At 55.8% G+C, this 25,636-nt stretch carries 9 protein-coding genes, 6 rRNA genes and 1 pseudogene; 5 read left to right on the top strand and 11 right to left on the bottom strand.

All coding sequences use genetic code 11. The features are described 5' to 3' along the window. Positions 1 to 33: 33 nt before the first annotated feature. The 4 genes from rrf (ACSYSO_RS00005) to ilvA all read right to left on the bottom strand — a co-directional run bounded on the left by rrf (ACSYSO_RS00005) (position 34) and on the right by ilvA (position 7,378). Positions 34 to 150 (bottom strand): 5S ribosomal RNA (rrf, locus tag ACSYSO_RS00005). Positions 151 to 320: 170 nt separating this feature from the next. Continuing rightward, positions 321 to 3,395 (bottom strand): 23S ribosomal RNA (locus ACSYSO_RS00010). 406 nt (positions 3,396 to 3,801) lie between these two features. Then, positions 3,802 to 5,324, bottom strand: a 16S ribosomal RNA gene (locus ACSYSO_RS00015). The 16S, 23S and 5S rRNA genes sit together here, the layout of an rRNA operon. A gap of 788 nt (positions 5,325 to 6,112) precedes the next feature. Continuing rightward, positions 6,113 to 7,378 carry a threonine ammonia-lyase gene (gene ilvA, locus ACSYSO_RS00020; RefSeq protein WP_489760857.1) on the bottom strand — a complete coding sequence of 422 codons (1,266 nt, stop codon included), beginning with the start codon at positions 7,376 to 7,378 and terminating at the stop codon, positions 6,113 to 6,115. A gap of 282 nt (positions 7,379 to 7,660) precedes the next feature. On the opposite strand from ilvA, the pseudogene ACSYSO_RS00025 reads away from it, so the two are divergent. Then, positions 7,661 to 7,804, top strand: a pseudogene (locus ACSYSO_RS00025) (DNA topoisomerase); the annotation flags it as partial. A gap of 296 nt (positions 7,805 to 8,100) precedes the next feature. Here ACSYSO_RS00025 and rrf (ACSYSO_RS00030) read toward each other — a convergent pair. The 3 genes from rrf (ACSYSO_RS00030) to ACSYSO_RS00040 all read right to left on the bottom strand — a co-directional run bounded on the left by rrf (ACSYSO_RS00030) (position 8,101) and on the right by ACSYSO_RS00040 (position 13,392). Next, positions 8,101 to 8,217: ribosomal RNA gene (rrf, locus tag ACSYSO_RS00030) — 5S ribosomal RNA — on the bottom strand. 170 nt (positions 8,218 to 8,387) lie between these two features. Next, positions 8,388 to 11,462: ribosomal RNA gene (locus ACSYSO_RS00035) — 23S ribosomal RNA — on the bottom strand. Positions 11,463 to 11,868: 406 nt separating this feature from the next. Then, positions 11,869 to 13,392 (bottom strand): 16S ribosomal RNA (locus ACSYSO_RS00040). 664 nt (positions 13,393 to 14,056) lie between these two features. On the opposite strand from ACSYSO_RS00040, the gene ACSYSO_RS00045 reads away from it, so the two are divergent. From ACSYSO_RS00045 to ACSYSO_RS00055, 3 genes are all read left to right on the top strand, one after another. After that, positions 14,057 to 14,815, top strand: coding sequence for a Sir2 family NAD-dependent protein deacetylase (locus ACSYSO_RS00045; RefSeq protein WP_489760856.1), 759 nt, complete (start codon positions 14,057 to 14,059; stop codon positions 14,813 to 14,815). Positions 14,816 to 15,091: 276 nt separating this feature from the next. Further along, entirely contained in the window at positions 15,092 to 17,050 is a 1,959-nt protein-coding gene (gene asnB / locus ACSYSO_RS00050) for an asparagine synthase (glutamine-hydrolyzing) (protein WP_489760855.1), read from the top strand. Beyond that, positions 17,047 to 17,856 carry a sulfite exporter TauE/SafE family protein gene (locus tag ACSYSO_RS00055; RefSeq protein WP_489760854.1) on the top strand — a complete coding sequence of 270 codons (810 nt, stop codon included), beginning with the start codon at positions 17,047 to 17,049 and terminating at the stop codon, positions 17,854 to 17,856. Before asnB ends, ACSYSO_RS00055 begins: the two co-directional genes overlap by 4 nt. Here the strand turns inward: ACSYSO_RS00055 and ACSYSO_RS00060 are convergent. Continuing rightward, entirely contained in the window at positions 17,846 to 18,328 is a 483-nt protein-coding gene (locus tag ACSYSO_RS00060) for a nucleoside deaminase (protein WP_489760869.1), read from the bottom strand. The two genes, ACSYSO_RS00055 and ACSYSO_RS00060, sit on opposite strands and share 11 nt — an antisense overlap. A gap of 358 nt (positions 18,329 to 18,686) precedes the next feature. Between ACSYSO_RS00060 and ACSYSO_RS00065 the strand changes: the two genes are divergently transcribed. Further along, complete coding sequence (locus ACSYSO_RS00065; RefSeq protein ID WP_489760853.1) at positions 18,687 to 20,774, top strand: cation:proton antiporter; 2,088 nt, start codon at positions 18,687 to 18,689, stop codon at positions 20,772 to 20,774. Positions 20,775 to 20,898: 124 nt separating this feature from the next. Here the strand turns inward: ACSYSO_RS00065 and ACSYSO_RS00070 are convergent, their stop codons facing one another. From ACSYSO_RS00070 to ACSYSO_RS00080, 3 genes are all read right to left on the bottom strand, one after another. Then, the gene (locus ACSYSO_RS00070) at positions 20,899 to 21,663 is read right to left on the bottom strand and encodes an alpha/beta hydrolase (RefSeq protein WP_489760852.1); all 765 of its coding nucleotides are present in this window, start codon (positions 21,661 to 21,663) and stop codon (positions 20,899 to 20,901) included. A gap of 69 nt (positions 21,664 to 21,732) precedes the next feature. Beyond that, positions 21,733 to 23,166: an FAD-dependent oxidoreductase gene (locus ACSYSO_RS00075; RefSeq protein ID WP_489760868.1), complete on the bottom strand. Its 1,434-nt coding sequence runs from the start codon at positions 23,164 to 23,166 to the stop codon at positions 21,733 to 21,735. Positions 23,167 to 23,480: 314 nt separating this feature from the next. Beyond that, a complete protein-coding gene (locus ACSYSO_RS00080) occupies positions 23,481 to 25,436 on the bottom strand; it encodes a S1C family serine protease (protein ID WP_489760851.1) in 1,956 nt (651 codons plus the stop codon). Positions 25,437 to 25,636: the final 200 nt, after the last annotated feature.

A 25,636-nucleotide genomic window follows, 5' to 3' on the forward strand; every position in this document is an offset into this window, starting at 1 on the left:
GAAACCGAAGTCCCTACCCCTCACAGAAAAGTAATGTGGCGGTGCGCTACTCTCCCACACCCTCCCGAGTGCAGTACCATCGCCGTGCCAGGCCTTAGCTACCGGGTTCGAAATGGGACCGGGCGTTTCCCCTGGGCTATGACCACCACAAATCTTCAACTATCACCACACCCGAAAGCATGGGGCAACCGTGACGGTTTGGGAACCGGAAAGCAGACGCGAATCAGACACAACCACACGTTTCATGACCACCACACTCCGTGATGCCATCAACAATACACGCAGAACACACGCCAACCCCTCTCCAAAGAGAAGAGAAAAGTGTATTACCATTCGACCATTAGTACCGGTCAGCTCCACCCCTCACAGGGCTTCCACGTCCGGCCTATCAACCATGTCATCTAGCATGGGGTCTCCAACGCCTCAAAGGGCGCACGGAATCCTAATCTTGGAGCAGGCTTCCCGCTTAGATGCTTTCAGCGGTTATCCCTTCCAAACGTAGCTAACCGGCCATGCCACTGGCGTGACAACCGGCATACCAGAGGTTTGTCCACCCAGGTCCTCTCGTACTATGGGCAGGTCTCCTCAAGATTCCAACGAGCGCAGAGGATAGAGACCAAACTGTCTCACGACGTTCTGAACCCAGCTCGCGTGCCGCTTTAATCGGCGAACGGCCGAACCCTTGGGACCTGCTACAGCCCCAGGATGCGACGAGCCGACATCGAGGTGCCAAACCATCCCGTCGATATGGACTCTTGGGAATGATCAGCCTGTTATCCCCGGGGTACCTTTTATCCGTTGAGCGATGCCGCGTCCGTACGCCGGCACCGGATCACTATCCCCGACTTTCGTCCCTGCTCGACCCGTCGGTCTCGCAGTCAAGCTCCCTTGTGCGATTACACTCAACACCCGATTGCCAACCGGGCTGAGGGAACCTTTGGGCGCCTCCGTTACTCTTTAGGAGGCAACCGCCCCAGTTAAACTACCCGCCAGGCACTGTCCCTGACACGGATAACGCGTCGAGGTTAGACATCAAATAAAAACAGAGCGGTATTTCACCTTGCGACTCCACCATGACTAGCGCCACAGCTTCAACGTCTCCCGCCTATGCTACACAGTCCTCACCTAATGCCAATACCAAGGTATAGTAAAGGTCCCGGGGTCTTTTCGTCCTTCTGCGCTTAACGAGCATCTTTACTCGTACTGCAATTTCGCCGAGCTCCTGGTCGAGACAGTGGGGAAGTCGTTACGCCATTCGTGCAGGTCGGAACTTACCCGACAAGGAATTTCGCTACCTTAGGATGGTTATAGTTACCACCGCCGTTTACCGGGGCTTAAATTCACCGCTGCCCCCTCCGAAGAGGGATGACGGATCCTCTTAACCTTCCGGCACCGGGCAGGCGTCAGTGCATATACAGCGACTTACGTCTTCGCATGCACCTGTGTTTTTGGTAAACAGTCGCTACCCCCTGGTCTGTGCCACCCCCCAACGCTCTACCAGTAAATGGCTTCACACGAAGGGGTCTCCCTTATACCGAAGGCACGGGAGTAATTTGCCGAGTTCCTTGACCAGGATTCGCTCGATCGCTTTGGTATACTCTACCTGACCACCTGTGTCGGTTTACGGTACGGGCGGAACACACCCTCACACCGAAGCTTTTCTTGGCAACAGGAACCACCGGATTCGTCCCCAACGGGACCCATCATCACGCCTCACCCTTCACGCCCCCCGGATTTGCCTAGGGGACAGGCCACACGCTTAACCACGGAAAACCACCTCCGCAGCCGGCTTACCCATCACGTCACTCCTGTGCTACCCTACCGGAAAGAGGGTCCCAACACACACGCTTCACCAACCCCGAAGGGCAAGATCCACACACATGGAGGTTAGCATCTAACTTTCGGATCTGTCGGTTGTGCACCGGTACGGGAATATCAACCCGTTCATCCATTCGACTACGCCTGTCGGCCTCGCCTTAGGACCCGACTCACCCGGGGACGATGAACGTGGCCCCGGAACCCTTGGTCATCCAGCGGACGGGATCCTCACCCGTCTCTCGCTACTCATGTCTACATTCTCACTTCCGCCCAGTCCACGACAGGTTTACACCGCCGCTTCACCCCAGAACGGAACGCTCTCCTACCCAGTACAAAAATACTGCCGCGTCTTCGGTGGTGTGCTTAAGCCCCGCTACATTGTCGGCGCGGAACCACTAGACCAGTGAGCTGTTACGCACTCTTTCAAGGATGGCTGCTTCTGAGCCAACCTCCTGGCTGTCGATGCGACTCCACATCCTTTCCCACTTAGCACACGCTTAGGGACCTTAGACGACGATCTGGGCTGTTTCCCTTTCGACGACGGAGCTTATCCCCCGCCGACTCACTGCCGCGATACACCTCACAGGTATTCGGAGTTTGGTTGCTATTGGTACCCAATACGGGCCCGCAAGCATCCAGTAGCTCTACCCCCTGGAGGCAATTAACACGACGCTGCACCTAAATGCATTTCGGAGAGAACCAGCTATCACGGAATTTGATTGGCCTTTCACCCCTAACCCCAAGTCATCCCCCCAGTTTTCAACCTAGGTGGGTGCGGTCCTCCACACGGTCTTACCCGTGCTTCAACCTGCTCAGGGCTAGATCATCCCGCTTCGGGTCCAGGACACGCGACTCAACGCGCTATTCACACTCGCTTTCGCTACGGCTTCCCCACACGGGTTAGCCTCGCCACATGCCACTGACTCGTAGACTCATTTTTCGATAGGCACGCCGTCACCCCACAAAGAAGGCTCCGACGGTTTGTAAGCGCACGGTTTCAGAAACTATTTCACTCCCCTCCCGGGGTACTTTTCACCTTTCCCTCACGGTACTCGTTCACTATCGGTCAGACAGATATATTTAGACTCACCCAACGGTCTGGGCAGATTCACACGGAATTCCTCGTGGACCGTGCTACTTGGGAAACACAATCAAGCAGGAACGCGCCTTCGGCTACGGGGCCATCACCCTCTACGGCCAGGAATTCAATCCTGTTCACCTACCACGTTCACATTCACCCGCCAAGCTCGTCAGCACTTGGACACATGCTCCCACAACCCCTCATACGCAACACCTGACGGCTATCACACATACAAGGTTTGGTCTCCTCCGCTTTCGCTCGCCACTACTCACGGAATATCTTTTCCTACAGGTACTGAGATGTTTCACTTCCCTGCGTCCCCTCCACACCGGCAAAACCGGCAGGTACCGACCCATAACGGCCGGTGGGTTTCCCCATTCGGAAATCCTCGGATCAAAGCCCGTTTGGCGGCTCCCCGAGGCTTATCGCAGCCTACAACGTCCTTCATCGGTACTGTCTGCCAAGGCATCCACCATACGCCATAACAAGCAACACACTCACCAGGCATAAAACCCAGCCACGCGCACCTGCCATGTAACACCTAGACAACACATCGTCACATAATGATCACAAAACGATCGACCGAACTCAAATAAGAGTTCAATCAAAAATTGCATCTAACAAAACAAACAAGAAACATCTTGCTTGCTCGCGTCCACTATCCAGTTCTCAAACCACCACACACAACCAACCAGACAACCACAAACCATGATCACCCAGCCAGAAGGCACGAACCGCACCAGAAACAAATCTGGGGTGACAGTCCGGGAACCCAAAAGCATGCCCAACCACAATATCTCTATAAACGCTCTGATCTTTTCCACACCAGCAAGACCCAACCAGCGGACTATCCACCGGCAGGCCGACACCGGCCACCAAACAGTGACCTGAATTCTCCGTAGAAAGGAGGTGATCCAGCCGCACCTTCCGGTACGGCTACCTTGTTACGACTTAGTCCCAATCACGAGCCTCACCTTAGACGGCTCCTTCCACAAGGGTTAGGACACCGGCTTCGGGTGCTGCCCACTTTCATGACTTGACGGGCGGTGTGTACAAGGCCCGGGAACGCATTCACCGCAGCGTTGCTGATCTGCGATTACTAGCGACTCCGCCTTCATGGAGTCGAGTTGCAGACTCCAATCCGAACTGAGACCGGTTTTAAGGATCCGCTTCATGTCACCATGTCGCATCCCGTTGTACCGGCCATTGTAGCATGCGTGAAGCCCTGGACGTAAGGGGCATGATGATCTGACGTCATCCCCACCTTCCTCCGAGTTAACCCCGGCGGTCCCTTGCGAGTTCCCACCATAACGTGCTGGCAACACAAGGCGAGGGTTGCGCTCGTTGCGGGACTTAACCCAACATCTCACGACACGAGCTGACGACGACCATGCACCACCTGTGAACCTGCCCCGAAGGGAAACCCCATCTCTGAGGCGGTCAGGAACATGTCAAGCCCAGGTAAGGTTCTTCGCGTTGCATCGAATTAATCCGCATGCTCCGCCGCTTGTGCGGGCCCCCGTCAATTTCTTTGAGTTTTAGCCTTGCGGCCGTACTCCCCAGGCGGGATGCTTAACGCGTTAGCTCCGACACGGAACCCGTGGAATGGGCCCCACATCCAGCATCCACCGTTTACGGCGTGGACTACCAGGGTATCTAATCCTGTTCGCTCCCCACGCTTTCGCTCCTCAGCGTCAGTAACAGCCCAGAGACCTGCCTTCGCCATTGGTGTTCTTCCCGATATCTACACATTCCACCGTTACACCGGGAATTCCAGTCTCCCCTACTGCACTCTAGCCTGCCCGTACCCGGCGCAAATCCACCGTTAAGCGATGGACTTTCACACCAGACGCGACAAACCGCCTACGAGCTCTTTACGCCCAATAAATCCGGATAACGCTTGCACCCTACGTATTACCGCGGCTGCTGGCACGTAGTTAGCCGGTGCTTATTCGAAAGGTACACTCACTCTCGCTTGCTCCCTAACAAAAGCGGTTTACAACCCGAAGGCCTTCATCCCGCACGCGGCGTCGCTGCATCAGGCTTTCGCCCATTGTGCAATATTCCCCACTGCTGCCTCCCGTAGGAGTCTGGGCCGTATCTCAGTCCCAATGAGGCCGGTCACCCTCTCAGGCCGGCTACCCGTCAAAGCCTTGGTGGGCCATTACCCCGCCAACAAGCTGATAGGACGCGACCCCATCCCATACCGGTAAACCCTTTCCCACAATCACATGCGATCATGTGGAACATTCGGCATTACCACCCGTTTCCAGAAGCTATTCCAAAGTACAGGGCAGGTTGGTCACGCATTACTCTCCCGTTCGCCACTCTCACCATAGTGCAAGCACCATGGATCCCGTTCGACTTGCATGTGTTAAGCACGCCGCCAGCGTTCATCCTGAGCCAGAATCGAACCCTCCACAAAAAAATTCGTGAAAAAGCCTTTTACAAGCTCTCCAAATAATAAATTGACAGTCCGTTTCCTTAAGGAAGGAAACGTCCCTCACCAAAAAACCCCGACATCAATTAACACCCCTCGGTGACCCCACCACAACAGCAAGGCAGACATCGGACTGGCAATCAAAACAAAAAATAAAGTAGTACAGACACACTCTTGAGTTCTCAAACCACCACCACACCAACAACTTCAAGCAATCTCGAAGATTTGTTGTCGCTGTCGGGCAGCAAGTAAGTAACTTACACGGGGTTGGCTACTTTTGCAAGTTGCGCATGAAAAGTATGCCTTTATTCGTTGGAATTCCGCCATTCTCTCGGCGTGTCGAAAACTGCGTTTTCTACCCCTTTCTGCACAGTACTGCTGCCTAATTACTTCAAAAAATTAGCCAAAATACCTTCAGAATTCTCGTCCTTCGGCGTGTCGCGAGGCATCTACCTTCTCATAGCAGACCAATACCCAGCACGCGAGCGCCGTTTATCTGTTTCTTCTGCCAATCGGCGTTCAGAAACCACCCGTCCTATACGAGTGAGCCTTCCTGCACCGTTGGTCTTATCTCCCTCTACCTCCCACGCACAACCGTGTGCGTATTCCCGTTCATAGCTTTGTCGACCTGCACATCGTGCACTCGTCTCCCTTTACACTCGGGCTCGTTATCCCGTGCATTCCCATACTTGCCAGCACTCATCACATCGCACAATACGCAAAAGCGGGCGCATCGGATAACCGCGCGCCCGCCACTCGTACCCCCTTGAGGTTTAGTACGTCTGCTGAACCTGCAATCCCTGCCCACGCAAGGCAGCCAAGATACGTTCAATATGCTCAGGTCCGTTCGTTTCCACGGTCACTTCAAGAAGCACACCATTGCGATAGTGCCCAGAAGCCTTGAACTGGTCGTGGTTGAGCTCGATAACGTTGGCACGCTGTTCGGCGAGTATGGAAGCTACCTTGACCAGTTGCCCTGGCACATCCGGCAAATCCACCGCAAACTGCATGATGCGACCGCGCGAAATCATGCCCCGCTGAATTACAGCGCCAATGGTGACGGTATCGATGTTGCCTCCCGAGACGATCGGAACCACCACATGTTCTCCTTGAGCAGACCTGAAGGCCTCGGATTCATCCTGCAGATGTTCAAGCGCCGCCAGAGATACTGCTCCTGCAGCCTCGACCACCAACTTGTGTTTTTCCAACATCAGCAGAATCATCTGCGAAATTTCAGCCTCACTGACAGTAACCAAGTCATCGATATATCGCGACAACAGCGCAAAGGTCAAATCTCCGGGACGTTTCACAGCCACACCTTCGGCAGCAGTGTTCACCGAAGCTGCAGGAACCACGCTTCCCGCATCGAGCGACAGTCTCCAGGCAGGTGACTGTTCAGGTATCGCACCTATCACGCGCACATCTGGGCGGAAGGTCTTCACAGCCATGGCTATACCGGAGCCTAAACCTCCGCCGCCGAGCGGAACTACAATATCGGTCACTTCTGGCTTGTCATGGAGAATTTCCAAAGCGATGGTTCCCTGGCCGGTCAGCACTTCATAGTCGTCGAACGGATGTACGAATGTCATCTTCTTATCCGTTGAAAGCTGCTGAGCGTACGCCGAGCTTTCATCAAAGTTTTCACCGTGCAACACTACGTGTGCGCCGTAGGCTTTAGTGGCATCTACCTTGAGGGGTGGAGTTGCTCGAGGCATGACGATGGTAGCTTGTGCGCCACGCTCTTTGGCGGCGAAAGCGACTCCTTGCGCATGATTGCCTGCAGAAGCAGTTACCAATCCCTTTTCTAGTTCAGAATCAGCCAAAGCGGCAATCTTGTTATATGCTCCGCGAATCTTGAACGATCCGGTCTCTTGAAGGTTTTCGAGCTTCATCGCTACTTCAAACCCATTGCGGCTGCTCAAAGCGTCGGAGTGCATGGTGGGCGTATGCCGCACTGTACCACTCAGACGTTGTTCGGCCGCCTCGAGATCTGCTGCGTGATCTGCGTTGACATACTGCTGAAGTTCATGAGTATCCATGCTGTTATTATCCACACAGCACAGGGCAAATGTGCAATCGCTGTCACATATTGGACAGATCATAGTGTTCGATGGTTTCTGACGCGTCAGTGTGCCAGGAAACAGTATGTCGAGAAAGACGATGCATCATTGATGCGCTGCAGATGCGTTGTAGTAGTTCTTACACATGCCGAGATGAGTGCGTCTATTGTCAAGAATCGAGCAGGGACATGAACGGACGTGCTCGCAGACTGGAGCAAATGCGTCGTAAGCACTGGTACAGACCCAGACCGCCATATTCTGATGGAGTCGAAGCCGTATCGTCGTCGTCCGGTGCCGTCGTTTACTACTTCCACCATGCAGCAGGCTGCCGGCAACCGTCTTTCCATGAGTTCACGCCAGACCATGCGGGCTGCGCAAGGTTTGTATGAGAACGGTTTCATCACAAAGTGGTCAAACCGCATGTCAGCAGGTGAAAGAGCAGAGCTACGCAGTGTTCTCAACGTATGTACATGCTCACGAACTTAGCAAGCCTTTCGCACATAACCATTCGTATTGAAGCAACACCCTTACGATGAAGAGGCTTGAGCTTCTGTCTACGCGAACATGCTTCCATACCGATAAGGTTTGTTATGTCAGATTTACCTTTTGGGTTTGCTGCAGATTTTCTACCACCCGTGCGCTGCGGAACACAAAAACGAAAGGGGCAGGAAACCGAAGTCCCTACCCCTCACAGAAAAGTAATGTGGCGGTGCGCTACTCTCCCACACCCTCCCGAGTGCAGTACCATCGCCGTGCCAGGCCTTAGCTACCGGGTTCGAAATGGGACCGGGCGTTTCCCCTGGGCTATGACCACCACAAATCTTCAACTATCACCACACCCGAAAGCATGGGGCAACCGTGACGGTTTGGGAACCGGAAAGCAGACGCGAATCAGACACAACCACACGTTTCATGACCACCACACTCCGTGATGCCATCAACAATACACGCAGAACACACGCCAACCCCTCTCCAAAGAGAAGAGAAAAGTGTATTACCATTCGACCATTAGTACCGGTCAGCTCCACCCCTCACAGGGCTTCCACGTCCGGCCTATCAACCATGTCATCTAGCATGGGGTCTCCAACGCCTCAAAGGGCGCACGGAATCCTAATCTTGGAGCAGGCTTCCCGCTTAGATGCTTTCAGCGGTTATCCCTTCCAAACGTAGCTAACCGGCCATGCCACTGGCGTGACAACCGGCATACCAGAGGTTTGTCCACCCAGGTCCTCTCGTACTATGGGCAGGTCTCCTCAAGATTCCAACGAGCGCAGAGGATAGAGACCAAACTGTCTCACGACGTTCTGAACCCAGCTCGCGTGCCGCTTTAATCGGCGAACGGCCGAACCCTTGGGACCTGCTACAGCCCCAGGATGCGACGAGCCGACATCGAGGTGCCAAACCATCCCGTCGATATGGACTCTTGGGAATGATCAGCCTGTTATCCCCGGGGTACCTTTTATCCGTTGAGCGATGCCGCGTCCGTACGCCGGCACCGGATCACTATCCCCGACTTTCGTCCCTGCTCGACCCGTCGGTCTCGCAGTCAAGCTCCCTTGTGCGATTACACTCAACACCCGATTGCCAACCGGGCTGAGGGAACCTTTGGGCGCCTCCGTTACTCTTTAGGAGGCAACCGCCCCAGTTAAACTACCCGCCAGGCACTGTCCCTGACACGGATAACGCGTCGAGGTTAGACATCAAATAAAAACAGAGCGGTATTTCACCTTGCGACTCCACCATGACTAGCGCCACAGCTTCAACGTCTCCCGCCTATGCTACACAGTCCTCACCTAATGCCAATACCAAGGTATAGTAAAGGTCCCGGGGTCTTTTCGTCCTTCTGCGCTTAACGAGCATCTTTACTCGTACTGCAATTTCGCCGAGCTCCTGGTCGAGACAGTGGGGAAGTCGTTACGCCATTCGTGCAGGTCGGAACTTACCCGACAAGGAATTTCGCTACCTTAGGATGGTTATAGTTACCACCGCCGTTTACCGGGGCTTAAATTCACCGCTGCCCCCTCCGAAGAGGGATGACGGATCCTCTTAACCTTCCGGCACCGGGCAGGCGTCAGTGCATATACAGCGACTTACGTCTTCGCATGCACCTGTGTTTTTGGTAAACAGTCGCTACCCCCTGGTCTGTGCCACCCCCCAACGCTCTACCAGTAAATGGCTTCACACGAAGGGGTCTCCCTTATACCGAAGGCACGGGAGTAATTTGCCGAGTTCCTTGACCAGGATTCGCTCGATCGCTTTGGTATACTCTACCTGACCACCTGTGTCGGTTTACGGTACGGGCGGAACACACCCTCACACCGAAGCTTTTCTTGGCAACAGGAACCACCGGATTCGTCCCCAACGGGACCCATCATCACGCCTCACCCTTCACGCCCCCCGGATTTGCCTAGGGGACAGGCCACACGCTTAACCACGGAAAACCACCTCCGCAGCCGGCTTACCCATCACGTCACTCCTGTGCTACCCTACCGGAAAGAGGGTCCCAACACACACGCTTCACCAACCCCGAAGGGCAAGATCCACACACATGGAGGTTAGCATCTAACTTTCGGATCTGTCGGTTGTGCACCGGTACGGGAATATCAACCCGTTCATCCATTCGACTACGCCTGTCGGCCTCGCCTTAGGACCCGACTCACCCGGGGACGATGAACGTGGCCCCGGAACCCTTGGTCATCCAGCGGACGGGATCCTCACCCGTCTCTCGCTACTCATGTCTACATTCTCACTTCCGCCCAGTCCACGACAGGTTTACACCGCCGCTTCACCCCAGAACGGAACGCTCTCCTACCCAGTACAAAAATACTGCCGCGTCTTCGGTGGTGTGCTTAAGCCCCGCTACATTGTCGGCGCGGAACCACTAGACCAGTGAGCTGTTACGCACTCTTTCAAGGATGGCTGCTTCTGAGCCAACCTCCTGGCTGTCGATGCGACTCCACATCCTTTCCCACTTAGCACACGCTTAGGGACCTTAGACGACGATCTGGGCTGTTTCCCTTTCGACGACGGAGCTTATCCCCCGCCGACTCACTGCCGCGATACACCTCACAGGTATTCGGAGTTTGGTTGCTATTGGTACCCAATACGGGCCCGCAAGCATCCAGTAGCTCTACCCCCTGGAGGCAATTAACACGACGCTGCACCTAAATGCATTTCGGAGAGAACCAGCTATCACGGAATTTGATTGGCCTTTCACCCCTAACCCCAAGTCATCCCCCCAGTTTTCAACCTAGGTGGGTGCGGTCCTCCACACGGTCTTACCCGTGCTTCAACCTGCTCAGGGCTAGATCATCCCGCTTCGGGTCCAGGACACGCGACTCAACGCGCTATTCACACTCGCTTTCGCTACGGCTTCCCCACACGGGTTAGCCTCGCCACATGCCACTGACTCGTAGACTCATTTTTCGATAGGCACGCCGTCACCCCACAAAGAAGGCTCCGACGGTTTGTAAGCGCACGGTTTCAGAAACTATTTCACTCCCCTCCCGGGGTACTTTTCACCTTTCCCTCACGGTACTCGTTCACTATCGGTCAGACAGATATATTTAGACTCACCCAACGGTCTGGGCAGATTCACACGGAATTCCTCGTGGACCGTGCTACTTGGGAAACACAATCAAGCAGGAACGCGCCTTCGGCTACGGGGCCATCACCCTCTACGGCCAGGAATTCAATCCTGTTCACCTACCACGTTCACATTCACCCGCCAAGCTCGTCAGCACTTGGACACATGCTCCCACAACCCCTCATACGCAACACCTGACGGCTATCACACATACAAGGTTTGGTCTCCTCCGCTTTCGCTCGCCACTACTCACGGAATATCTTTTCCTACAGGTACTGAGATGTTTCACTTCCCTGCGTCCCCTCCACACCGGCAAAACCGGCAGGTACCGACCCATAACGGCCGGTGGGTTTCCCCATTCGGAAATCCTCGGATCAAAGCCCGTTTGGCGGCTCCCCGAGGCTTATCGCAGCCTACAACGTCCTTCATCGGTACTGTCTGCCAAGGCATCCACCATACGCCATAACAAGCAACACACTCACCAGGCATAAAACCCAGCCACGCGCACCTGCCATGTAACACCTAGACAACACATCGTCACATAATGATCACAAAACGATCGACCGAACTCAAATAAGAGTTCAATCAAAAATTGCATCTAACAAAACAAACAAGAAACATCTTGCTTGCTCGCGTCCACTATCCAGTTCTCAAACCACCACACACAACCAACCAGACAACCACAAACCATGATCACCCAGCCAGAAGGCACGAACCGCACCAGAAACAAATCTGGGGTGACAGTCCGGGAACCCAAAAGCATGCCCAACCACAATATCTCTATAAACGCTCTGATCTTTTCCACACCAGCAAGACCCAACCAGCGGACTATCCACCGGCAGGCCGACACCGGCCACCAAACAGTGACCTGAATTCTCCGTAGAAAGGAGGTGATCCAGCCGCACCTTCCGGTACGGCTACCTTGTTACGACTTAGTCCCAATCACGAGCCTCACCTTAGACGGCTCCTTCCACAAGGGTTAGGACACCGGCTTCGGGTGCTGCCCACTTTCATGACTTGACGGGCGGTGTGTACAAGGCCCGGGAACGCATTCACCGCAGCGTTGCTGATCTGCGATTACTAGCGACTCCGCCTTCATGGAGTCGAGTTGCAGACTCCAATCCGAACTGAGACCGGTTTTAAGGGATCCGCTTCATGTCACCATGTCGCATCCCGTTGTACCGGCCATTGTAGCATGCGTGAAGCCCTGGACGTAAGGGGCATGATGATCTGACGTCATCCCCACCTTCCTCCGAGTTAACCCCGGCGGTCCCTTGCGAGTTCCCACCATAACGTGCTGGCAACACAAGGCGAGGGTTGCGCTCGTTGCGGGACTTAACCCAACATCTCACGACACGAGCTGACGACGACCATGCACCACCTGTGAACCTGCCCCGAAGGGAAACCCCATCTCTGAGGCGGTCAGGAACATGTCAAGCCCAGGTAAGGTTCTTCGCGTTGCATCGAATTAATCCGCATGCTCCGCCGCTTGTGCGGGCCCCCGTCAATTTCTTTGAGTTTTAGCCTTGCGGCCGTACTCCCCAGGCGGGATGCTTAACGCGTTAGCTCCGACACGGAACCCGTGGAATGGGCCCCACATCCAGCATCCACCGTTTACGGCGTGGACTACCAGGGTATCTAATCCTGTTCGCTCCCCACGCTTTCGCTCCTCAGCGTCAGTAACAGCCCAGAGACCTGCCTTCGCCATTGGTGTTCTTCCCGATATCTACACATTCCACCGTTACACCGGGAATTCCAGTCTCCCCTACTGCACTCTAGCCTGCCCGTACCCGGCGCAGATCCACCGTTAAGCGATGGACTTTCACACCAGACGCGACAAACCGCCTACGAGCTCTTTACGCCCAATAAATCCGGATAACGCTTGCACCCTACGTATTACCGCGGCTGCTGGCACGTAGTTAGCCGGTGCTTATTCGAAAGGTACACTCACTCTCGCTTGCTCCCTAACAAAAGCGGTTTACAACCCGAAGGCCTTCATCCCGCACGCGGCGTCGCTGCATCAGGCTTTCGCCCATTGTGCAATATTCCCCACTGCTGCCTCCCGTAGGAGTCTGGGCCGTATCTCAGTCCCAATGAGGCCGGTCACCCTCTCAGGCCGGCTACCCGTCAAAGCCTTGGTGGGCCATTACCCCGCCAACAAGCTGATAGGACGCGACCCCATCCCATACCGGTAAACCCTTTCCCACAATCACATGCGATCATGTGGAACATTCGGCATTACCACCCGTTTCCAGAAGCTATTCCAAAGTACAGGGCAGGTTGGTCACGCATTACTCTCCCGTTCGCCACTCTCACCATAGTGCAAGCACCATGGATCCCGTTCGACTTGCATGTGTTAAGCACGCCGCCAGCGTTCATCCTGAGCCAGAATCGAACCCTCCACAAAAAAATTCGTGAAAAAGCCTTTTACAAGCTCTCCAAATAATAAATTGACAGTCCGTTTCCTTAAGGAAGGAAACGTCCCTCACCAAAAAACCCCGACATCAATTAACACCCCTCGGTGACCCCACCACAACAGCAAGGCAGACATCGGACTGGCAATCAAAACAAAAAATAAAGTAGTACAGACACACTCTTGAGTTCTCAAACCACCACCACACCAACTCAACATCATCTCTTGGAGAGAAGCTGTTGTGATGAGCAGCAAGAGATAAATATACGCGAGTTCTTGACTTTGCGCAAGTCGGGTACGCAAGAATGCCGCGAGACCCTTGAAATTCAGGGGTTCTCTCGGCGTGTCGAAAACCGGCTTTTATGCCTTCCATGACCTAGTTTAGCCGCAATATTTCCCGAATCAAGCTCGAAAATTAGGCGTTCATCGGCGTGTTGTATAGCCACTCCCCCATCTTCGCCCCGAAAGCCCAGCACACCATGTACCTAATATGTCCTCTTTCTGCTTCACACCATCAACCTTTTAGGCACAGCACACCCATGCACCTATGTCTTCTCCCTATATATGTCTCTCTACGTCCTCAAACATTCAAGCCGCTGACTTACGCCAATACTTACCGCTCACCTGTCTGCGACGAACCTGCTATAAACTTGAAGATATGAGCAAACACATTGCCGTATTGACAGGCGCAGGGATATCGACCTCTGCAGGCATACCGGACTTTCGCGGACCGGAGGGGGTATGGACCAAGCACCCCGAACAGATGAGCGTATACGACATCGACACATTCCTCAGTGACACCAAGCAGCGCCAATACTCTTGGGCCTGGCAGAAAGCCTCGCCAGTGTGGAATGCAGAACCCGGGGCAGCACACCGCTCCCTAGTGAAGCTGGAGGAGGCAGGCATGCTGACCCTGCTGGCCACGCAGAATTTCGATGCGTTGCACGAGAAAGCAGGCAACTCAAGCGACATCATCGTCAATCTGCACGGCAGCATCGGAACCTCGCACTGCATGAAGTGCCACGCACAATACCGGACAGCAGACATCATGGCAATGCTGGACGAGGAACCAGACCCGCACTGCCACCGCAGACTTCCCTATAGCGGCAACATGCCCTGCAACGGAATCATCAAAACCGACGTGGTGTATTTCGGGGAAATGCTGCCCGAAGGGGCGATGGAACACGCCAGTGCAGCTGTAGCGAAAGCGGACGAATTCTGGGTAATCGGTTCGACTTTAGAAGTGTTCCCCGCTGCAAGCCTGGCACCAATCGCTGCGCAGGCCGGAGTTCCAGTGACCATCATGAACATGGGGCGCACCCAGTATGACCGAATCGCCACCTCATTGATACACGACGACATCGCACAAGCGCTGCCGGAATTGGTTGAACGAACGATTCAGGAATCCTCTGAGTGAAAATCAGGATATGTACCATGCGAACATATTGGAGAATCACCCAGAATCTTTATGAATTCAAGAAACAGTGCCCTCATCAAGCGCGTTGTAAAGATGAAATAGTATAGCAAGATACGGTATTCCATAGCACGAAATCGCTGCACCATTAGCCCACGGTTGTAGCTATTCTTGGAAATCTACGGCGGCAATTAGCCCGACCGTTCACAGCATCAACGAAACTGCCCAGGGGCCATTGGGGCTGAACGACAGACAAGGGCTGTCAGACTGGAGGAGCGCATGTGCGGTATTGTGGCGTTTTGTGACCCAACGATTGTAGATAAAGACGTAACGATTCAATCCATGATGCGTATGATCGCGCACCGCGGACCCAACGAGTCAGGCAGCGGCTTCTACACCAACGACACCACCGCCATGGGATTCCGACGTCTGAGCGTCATCGACCTCGCAGGCGGCAAACAACCAATCTTCAACGAAGACGAATCCATACTCATCACCTTCAACGGCGAGATATACAACTACCAAACACTACGCAAAGAACTCATTGCCGCAGGGCACACCTTCCGCACCAAAGCCGATACCGAAGTGCTGCTGCACGGGTATGAGGAATGGGGCATGGATCAGCTGCTGAGCAGGGTGCGCGGCATGTTCGCCTTCCTGATTTGGGATGACAACAAGAAAAGCATGTTCGGAGCACGCGACCACTTCGGCATCAAACCCCTGTACTACTACAACCAAGACGGCACCTTCATCGCAGGATCGGAAATCAAATCGTTCCTGGTACACCCGCATTTCAAGAAGGAACTCAACCAGACGGCCGTCAAACCGTTCCTGATGAACCAGTACAACGATCTCGAGGAGACATTCTTCAAGGGTGTATACCGCTTCCCCGCCGGGCACTGGTTCGAATACCACGACGGCACCATGCACACGCATGAATTCTGGGATGCCACCTATGCCATCGACTACAGCCGCAGCGACGAAGAAATCATCGCCGAAATCGATGACACCATCACCGAGTCCGTGGAAGCGCACCGCGTAGCCGACGTACCCGTGGGCAGTTTCCTCTCAGAAGGTGTGGATTCAAGCTACATCACCACCGTGCTCAAACCGGAGGAAGTCTTCACCATCAACTTCGACGAAGGCCCCTACGACGAAGCCAGCAACGCCAAGCTGCTGGCCGAGAGCGAAGGGCTGAATTTCAACCAAGGCAGCGTTGACGGAGACGAAGCGTTCCGAGATTTCGCCGAGATGCAATACCACCTCGACGAGCCTGATGCCAACCCCTCGGTGGTACCGCTGTGGTACCTATGCCGGCTGGCGCGCAAGAAGGTAACCGTAGTGCTCTCCGGAGAAGGTGCGGACGAGCTGTTTGCCGGGTACGTCAACTACGGCATTCATACCAACAACAAAACACTGCGAAGCGCGGCGAGCGCCATGCACAAACTGCCCGCCCCAGCACGCAAGGCCGTGGCCAGCGCGCTCAAAAAGATGCCGAACTTCCCGGGGCGCACGCAAATGTACACGCAGACCGCCGAACCGCGGGAATACTATGCCGGTCAGTCATACATCTATGATCTGGACCAGCCCACCATCTTTACCGGCGAGCAGGCTGATGCAGTGCTGAAGCCGGCCTATCGCAACGGTCCAACCGCACAAGACCTATACCAACGCGACTTCGACAAGGTCGCTGGTGCCGAAGATGTGAAACAGATGCAGTACATCGACCTGCACCACTTCATGCTCAGCGACATCCTGCAGAAGGCCGACAAGATTTCCATGGCGCATTCGCTCGAATTGCGTGTGCCATACCTCGACCGCGAAGTGGCGGAACTGGCGAACGGCATCCCCTCAAGCAAACTCATCAACAATCATGACTCGAAAGACATCTTCCGCAGGGCTGCCAACCGGCGCCTGCCCGATGAGTGTGCCAACCGACGCAAGCTCGGCTTCCCGGTGCCCATCAAATCTTGGCTGAGACAAGAGAAGTACTGCAGTCAGATTCGTGCACTGTTCAACGAGGATTGGGTCGCTCAGTTCTTCGATCAGCAGGCAATCCTAAAACTGCTGCAGGAAAACTTTGACGGCGTGAGGGATGCCAGACGTCAGATATGGAATATCTTTACCTTCCTGACCTGGTACAAGCTTTTCTTCGTTGATTTTGCACAAACCCGACGCAAGTACGAACGCTTGCAGCCGGATGTGCAACGCTTTACGGAAAACGGAACGCTGATATGAGCCGTATGCCAATTGCCACAGTGAAGCGCACCATTGTGATGGTGGCGGTGGGCCTTCTGGCAGGCGTACTCTCAGGCCTGTTCGGTATTGGCGGTGGATCAATTGTTGTGCCGGCGATGGTGTGGATCGGCATGACGCAGCGGCACGCGGCGGCTACATCGCTTGCTTCCATCATTCCGATGTCCATATCCGGCGTGATCTCGTACGCTGCAGACGGGCATGTGGACTGGTTGGCAGCGCTGCTCATGGTGTGCGGCACGGTAATCGGATCACTCATCGGCAGTTGGCTGCTCTCGCGTCTATCAGAACTGTTGCTGCGCTGGGTATACGTGGCATTCCTGTTCTTCGTGGTGATTTCGCAACTCGTGTATACGCCTTCTCGCGACTCGAGCATCACCATGAGCACAGGCACGGCAGTCAGTCTCATAGTGCTCGGCGTAATCATCGGTATGCTGTCAGCTCTGCTGGGAGTAGGTGGAGGCGCTGTTGCAGTGCCTGCCCTCTCACTGCTGTTCGGTGCTTCAGACCTAGTGGCTCGAGGCACGTCATTGCTGGCCATGTTCCCCAGTTCCATCACCGGCACCCTCTCCAATTGGAAGCGGCATTTGGTTGACGTAAGAAAAGGACTGTTCATTGGAATTGTGGCAGCCATAGCAGCACCAATCGGCACTCATCTTGCCACAATGGTGTCAGCTCGCACAGGATCTTACTTGCTGGCGGCCTACCTGTGCATAATACTGCTGAGATGTGTGTGGACCGCGCTGAAAATTACGCCGGGCATTGGCCCGAAGCTGCCTAGGAAGTAACACGACGGCGAGCCGAGAAGAAGTCCTGCAATGCTGCAGCACACTCGGACTCGCATACCCCTCCAAACACCTGAGGTCGTGAGCCGATGTGCGGGTCACGCGGAATGTCCCATACTGACCCGCAGGCCCCCAGTTTCTCGTCCCAAGCGCCAAACACAATGCGGCCGATGTGCGCTTGAAGTGCAGCACCTGCACACATGGGACACGGCTCAAGAGTGACTACCAACGTGCAATCCGACAAGTTCCACGAAGCAGTGGTGCCTGTGCCGCAGGTATCGGCGGACGCTGCACAACGAGATACAGCTGCTTGACGCAACGCTTCTACCTCAGCATGAGACAGAGGGTCGCCGCTGGTCTCACGACGGTTCCGCCCCTCACCGATAATCTCGCCTGCGGCATCTAACACCACCGCTCCCACAGGCACTTCGCCGGCGGCTTGTGCGTCTTCAGCCAAACTCAGAGCCCGATGCATAGCCGATGTGAAACCGCTTGTACCTCGGACAGGCTTAGTGGTCTTTGCGGTCGTGGAAATCGCAGCAGGCTGAAGAGAATCGCTCATACGGGTAGTCTAGCGGTAACGACAGGGTTCGGCGAACATTAACGCGATCGTCTCCCAAGAAAATACGCATGTCCGCCCAAAGAAAATGTAGAAGGGCAAATAATAGACATAAGACGGAAAGAACAATCCTTTATAATGGGAGGAGACCTATGAAAAGCCAGTATAAAACGCGGACACACCAGTGTACGGTGCGCCTACGCACGTACCGTGGCGAAGCGTGCCAATATGCTGTCAGCACAACATCACGAATACAGTCAACGGGGAGCAATATATGGAAATACTCGAACTGATCCTGTCCATCTTGGGGGCGGTGGTGCTCTCGTCTTTCGTGAGCCGCTTCATTCCCCGTATCTCAACGCCGTTGGTACAAATAGCACTCGGCGTTGCACTTACGTTCCTGCCCTCGTTCCCCGTGGTGAAACTCAACCCATCTCTATTCATGGTGTTGTTCATCGCGCCTCTGCTGTACCTGGAAGCGCACCAGATCAACAAGCAGACGTTGATTAAAACACTGAAGCCGTCGCTGGAACTCGCGATCGGACTGGCACTGATAACCATGGCAGTCATTGGATTCGTACTGCACTGGGCATGGCCGGGCATCCCTTTGGCCGCAGCATTCGCCTTGGGAGCGGCACTTGGGCCCACAGACGCAGTGGCAGTCTCGTCATTGAGCCATGAAGCATCACTGACCGAACGGCAAAAAGGCATCCTTTCCGGAGAATCCCTGTTCAACGATGCCTCGGGCGTAGTGGGCTTCCAGTTCTCGATTTTGGCCGCTGTGACCGGCTCATTCTCCTTTGCCGATGCAGCAGGAAATTTCGTGGTCTCCTTCGTCGGCGGAGCCATCATAGGAGTCGTAGCCGCATTCCTGACGAACAAACTCTTTGAAGCGGTACGTGCAGCCGGGTGGGAAACCACCACCAGCCGCATTCTCATGGAACTGTTCCTCCCCTTCCTCGTCTACTCGGTAGCCGATGAAGTCGCGCACGTGTCCGGCATACTTGCCGTAGTGGCATTCGGCCTCTTTGTGCACTTTGACCGTACCGGCATCAGCCCGAACACGGCACGTACCAACATCGTCTCCAACAGCGTATGGTCCGTGGTCTCATTCAGCCTGAACGGCACCGTGTTCATTCTGCTCGGCATGCAACTGCCCGATACCATCCGTGCCAGTTGGGAAGACCAAGCGGTATCAAACGGCACACTGCTGGAACTGATTCTGCTTGTCTCGGCAGTCGTGCTCGCACTGCGCTTCCTGTGGGTGGCGGTGATGGTGGGCACTTCGAAGGACCCAGCCACCGGCAAGCGCAAGAAGATGGACGGCCACCGTTGGCGTAGCGCCGCCATCATGACCTTCGGCGGAGCCAAAGGCACCATCACGCTCTCGCTGATGTTCACCATCCCGTTCGTCATTGACACCGGTGAGCTGTTCCCCCTACGCTCGGAACTCATCTTCATCGCCTCGGGCGTCATCATCGTCACGCTGCTGCTGGCGAACTTCCTCCTCCCCCTGCTGGCGCCTAACAAAAGCTCTGACGACGGTGCGGCCAAACTGGCCAACGTCACCATCACCGTGCTCAAGCGCACCGTGGAGGAGCTGTCCAGCGGTGTAACGTCGGAAAACCGGCGCATCGTGCTGCCCGTTATCGACTCCTACAACAAGCGCATCACTAGGTTGAAACAGCGCACTGGCACCATTGACGCTGAGAAATTCCAAGACCTGCAGATCGAAGCATTGCGTTGGGAGAAAGACTACATTAAAAACCGCCTTGCACAAGTCAAAGCCGACACCTCGCTCAGCGAGCATGTGCGCAACCTGCAGATCGAGGCATGTGAGCGCATGATGGATCAGATCATGAACTCGCTGCGCCACACCGAAAATCGGAAGGCCAAAAAGACCGGCAGCCGCCTGGTAGCTAAGATACTCGGACGTATACGTGCCAACTGGCACAGGTTCAAGCTCGTTATGCACAGGCTCAACAGCAAGATACGACGCACGGCCCCAATGCTGACGGAAGATGAAATCTATAAGTATGTCCACGACATCCAGATTGAGGCCGTGGAGTACGTCATCAACCGTATCTCAGAAGCCATGGGCGGTAGCACAGCGCTGACCGCATACTATTCGGCCTTGCTGCTGGACTATCGCAGCACGGAATCGTCGCTACGCAGTCGCCCCACACTGGAGGCCAATGCCACTGCTTCCGCCAAAGTACAGGAGGCGCGGCACGAGAGCTACACCATTGAGTTGGGCATCATTCAAGACATGCTGGAAAACGAGGAGATCACACGCGCTCAAGCCAAACAGCTACGGCGCAATGTGTATGTGATGCAGGTGGATGCAGATTCCGAGCTATAAACGCAGCATCACCATCGGCACCTCATCCGCTTGACGAATCTGCGGCTACGCTGCTGTGGTGCCATGTGCCATGCCGGCGCGACGCGACGCGACGCGACGCGACGCAGGCAGCATAGCCGTAGTTTCAGATTACGCCTGATGACAGATTGTGCAGAATGAGCCACTGGCGAATGTCGGAGAACTCTTCAAGACTCACCGCATGGTCAAGCGAACGATATGCTTTGACCGTCGGCCACGAGTGCTCCCCAAGCCAAGCGGCCATCGCCGACATCTCATACTTGGGCAGCACGGCATCCTGCTGCCCATAACCGTAGAACACCGGAATGTTCAACCCTGCCAAACGGTCGTCCGCAGGAGCGGTGCCGGGCACACCGCCAGGAGCCAAAAAACCAGATAGCGAGATAGCGGCACGGTAACGTTCGGGATGTATGCGCAGCAAATGCACGGCCAGCAGACCGCCCTGCGAAAAACCGATAGGCACGACCGGGCGACCCTGATCAACATGTTCAGCCACCCAGCGGTCAATGGCTTGGCTCGCCGCATAGGCATCGCGGTCCAAATCCTCACCCACCGGGACTGAGTCATGGAACCAGCTGAACGCGCCGGAACCCATGCCAAACTCCCCCGCCCCCTCAGCTTGCAGCACTAAGGGTGCCCGCAAGGAGACAAAATCGTTATCGGGCGCGACATAGCGCATGATACCGGCCAAATCCTGCTCATTCGAGCCCCAGCCATGCAAGCACAGGAACAATGGACGCGACGGCACCGCATTGCCACCACCTCGCGATGTCAACACATGTGTGACTTCCAGCGGCTCGCCGAATCTTCCCGGCAGAGCCGACGACTCGCGCCCCACCAAGCCCTCTGGTTCCTCGTCCAAACCGCTCATGTCAGTACCCTCCTGCGCGGCGGCCGCAGGGAAGCTATTCAGCTCACCCGTGGCCGCATCACCATTGTTTCACTCTCCGTGTGCCAGCGAACGCATCTGGTCAGGATCAGTTACCTTCTTGTGCTCGCGCCCCTCTTGGGCACCCTGTTCACGCTCAAACGCATCCACGCGCTTCCATCCAGCGAAGTCAATGGGTCGAATGCCACGCTCAGCCAAAAGACGGTCGATGGACTCCGGATCACGGTCAGGCGCCACCTGGCCAGCATGACCTGCAGCGGCGAAATCATCAAGCATGTTGCCCACGATGGCGAGCGCGTCAGACTTGGTGGAGCCAATGAGGCCGACCGGTCCGCGCTTGGCCCAACCGGTGGCATACAGCCTTGGGCATATCTCAGCGGCAGAACCTGTCTCCACGCCGGTTTCGGTGACGATGCGACCGTCCTGGTTGGCCAACACACCACGGCGATCGTCGTAGGGCACACCGTCCACGCTCGCCGGCTGGTAACCGATGGCATGATACACCGACTGCACCGGGTATTGCGTGAATTCACCCGTACGTTTCATGACACCGTCGGCGCTGGTGCATGTACGTTCCACGCGCAACGCAGAGACTTTGCCGTCCTGTCCCAGAATTTCCACAGGGTCGGCGTTGAAATGCAGGTAGTACTTACGGTCAGCAGGATTGCCTTCGAAATCAGTGCCATCGGACATATCCTCAGCCATGTCACGCACTGCGAACAGCTCCTCCACCATCTGACGGGTGAGCTTATCGGTGCCCGCCTCGGCAATCGTGTCATCATCCAATTCGAAATCAGCGTCGTCCACAATGAGCTGCACACCGGGCAGCTGCTCAAGCTCGCGCAGCTCCTGCACCGAGAACTTGGCCTGCGCCACACCGCGGCGAATGAACATGTGCAATTCCTTGGCCCGGTTGCCCGCGATGCCCTCATACACGTTGTCAGGAATATCCGTGGTTTCCCTAAGATCGTCGGCACGGCGCATCAGTTCACGTGCCACATCCATACCCACATTGCCGCCGCCAATCACGGCAACCTGCTCAGCCTCCAACGGCCACTGCTTGGCACCGGTCGGATAGCCGTCGTACCATTCCACAAACCGTGCCGCACCAAACACGCCTTCAAGGTTCGCCCCCGACAGACACAGCGGCTTATCGGCCACCGCGCCCGTGGCGAACAGCACGGCATCGTAACGCTGCAGCACATCGTCCAGCGTCAGATCCTTGCCGAACGTCACATCGCAATACAAGTGGATACGCGGGTTGTCAAGCGTCTTCTCCAACGCGCCGGTGATGAACTTGATAGCCGGGTGATCGGGTGCCACACCATAGCGCACCAAACCAAACGGCACCGGCAGCTTCTCGAACAGGTCGATGCGAGCCGATGTGGGCAGGCCGAGCTCTTCGCCACGCTTGGCGAGTTCACGCAGGAAAATATCAGAAGAATAGACTCCTGCAGGGCCAGCGCCTACCACAGCGATGCGCAGTTCTCCAGTATCCGCCGTCGAAGCCTGCGCTCCCGCCTCAGCCTCAGCCGCTGCAGCGCCAGCCTGCCCCGTCGCCGCTTCTCCGCTCGCATTCGCTACGCTACTTGCCTCACTCACTGCTTTCTCCCTTAATCAATACGTCATACTCGTACACGCGATGCTCATCGCGCACAATATGCCTCTACCATATCGCACTTGCCCCCAAGATGTAAGCAGGCCCCGGGCAAAATCACCTCGGGGCCTATCAGATAACCGTGTGCCGTCTGGCGGCAACTACCGTTTTCGAATCTATCTACGCTTACTGTTACCTTGGTTTACCACAGGCCGAACGGATCGAAAAGACCACCGCCATTGCCGTCCTGGCCTTGGCCCTGGCCACCACCCAAACCGTTGCCGCCTTGGCCCTGACCTTGCTGACCTTGACCTTGACCGCCCTGTCCGTTTTGACCGTTCTCCTGCTTGTTGGAGCCGGAAACCTGGCTTTCTTCCTTGTCAAGCGTGACGTCTACGTCCATGGTCTTGCCGCTACGCACCACAGTGAGCTTGACCTTATCGTTCAGCCCTGCAGCGCGCACGAAGCCGAGCAACGAAGAGTTGCTGCCCACAGCGTTGCCGTTGAAGGCCACGACCGTATCGCCCTCCTTCAGGCCTGCCTTGGCGGCCGGGCTGCCGGGCGTGACGGCCTGTCCGCTCTGACCCTTGGTGATCTGAGCACCGCTGCGGTTGATGCCGTCAGCTTCGACTGTGGCGTCCTTGATGGTGACACCAAGCATGACGTGCTTGGCCGAACCGTCGGAAACGATCTCGTCAGCGATACGCTTGACCAGATTCGAAGGGATGGCAAAGCCGATGCCAATCGAACCTGACTGGCCCTGCGACGACGAGGAAGCCGTGGCAATGGAGGAGTTGATGCCGATGACCTCACCGGCCACGTTGAACGTAGGACCGCCGGAGTTGCCGGGGTTGATGGCCGCGTCGATCTGCACAGCGTTGGTGACCACCTGCGACTGGTTGTCGTCCATCACGCTCACCGGGCGGTTGAGTGCCGAAACGATGCCGGTGGTGGCGGTGTCGTCATAGCCAAGCGGGTTGCCCACGGCCATGATGTTCTCGCCCACGGCAAGCTTGTCGGAGTTCGCGAACTTGGCCGGAGTAAGATCCTTGGGCGCGTTCTCGAGCTGAATGACCGCCAAATCGGTGGTGGGGTCGGTGCCCGTCACCTTCGCCTTGTACATCTGACCGTTGGCGAGCGTGACCTGGATGTCCTGGCCGCCGGAGATGACGTGGTTGTTGGTGACGATGTGGCCTTCAGTGTCCAGAACAGCACCGGAACCCTTGGCCTCACCGCCCTGTACCTGGGTCTGGATGGAAACCACCGAGTTGGAAACCTGCTTGGAGACGGCAACCCAATCCGGAGCGGCGCCGCCCTTGGGTGTGGCCGTACCCTCACCGGACGTGTTCGAACTGATACCGGTCATGGAGCTGGAGCTGTGAATCGGCACCCAGCCGTTGACCAGCGCCGTATAACCGATGCCAAGGCACAGCACCGCCGTAATCACAGCCGAGACGATGGCCGTGACCGTGTTGCTGCTGAGCTTGCGCCGCGTTGCCGTGGAGCCGTTGCCGCCATTGCCGGGAGCGAACTGCTGACCATTGGGATTGTTCGGATCCACCGGGCCTGCGGGCCCTGCAGCGCCACCGAAGTTTGCGCCGTCTGTGGGAGCTTGCTGAGACTGAGCGCCATACTGCCCGCCAGCGCCCGCAGTCTGGTCAGGCTGTGTATAAGCCGTGCTGTACTGGCCATACTCCGGCATGTTCTGGCTGTAAGCGTACTGGCCGTACTCCGGCTGGCTGTACTGCTGAGTGGTCGGCTGGGCCGTCTGCTGACCGTACGGAGCGTTGTACTGAGCACCATACTGAGGAGCTGGGGAAGCATCCACGCGCGTGGTTAGAAAATCGTTGGTCTCATAAGGATTATCGGTGTACGAGGCCGGCTGAGCAATACGTTCAGTGGACTGTTCCGCCCCGCTCTGGGACACGCCCTGCGCTGCCGCATCCGCATCAGTCGTGCTCTCGCTCGCAGCCGACTGCGCATCGTGTGCCTGCACGCCGCCAGCAGAGTCCTTCGAATCGGACTGACTGCCGTACAGCCCGGAGAACGGGCTGCTCTCCGCGCCGCTGTGCGAAGCGCTGTCACTGCCGCCGGCATCATTCTGCTCGGGCGCCGCGGACTGTGCGTCGAACCTCTCCTTGTTGTCATCTTCAGCCATGACTGCTCCTTTTACGTTTAGCACGCCGTCGGCCGGTAAGCCGCGCCGTTGATAACCACTTCTACTGTACGAGTAAAGATAGTCAGACTGGAGGTTTCCTGAATGTTCATTGAAAGAACAATTTACCTTTCATTGCAATCCCCCGTATCCCTAGCTTTTACCAGTGCATAATTACATTGACAGTCTAATAAGCAGCATAA

The organism is Bifidobacterium sp. ESL1130 (assembly GCF_058507935.1).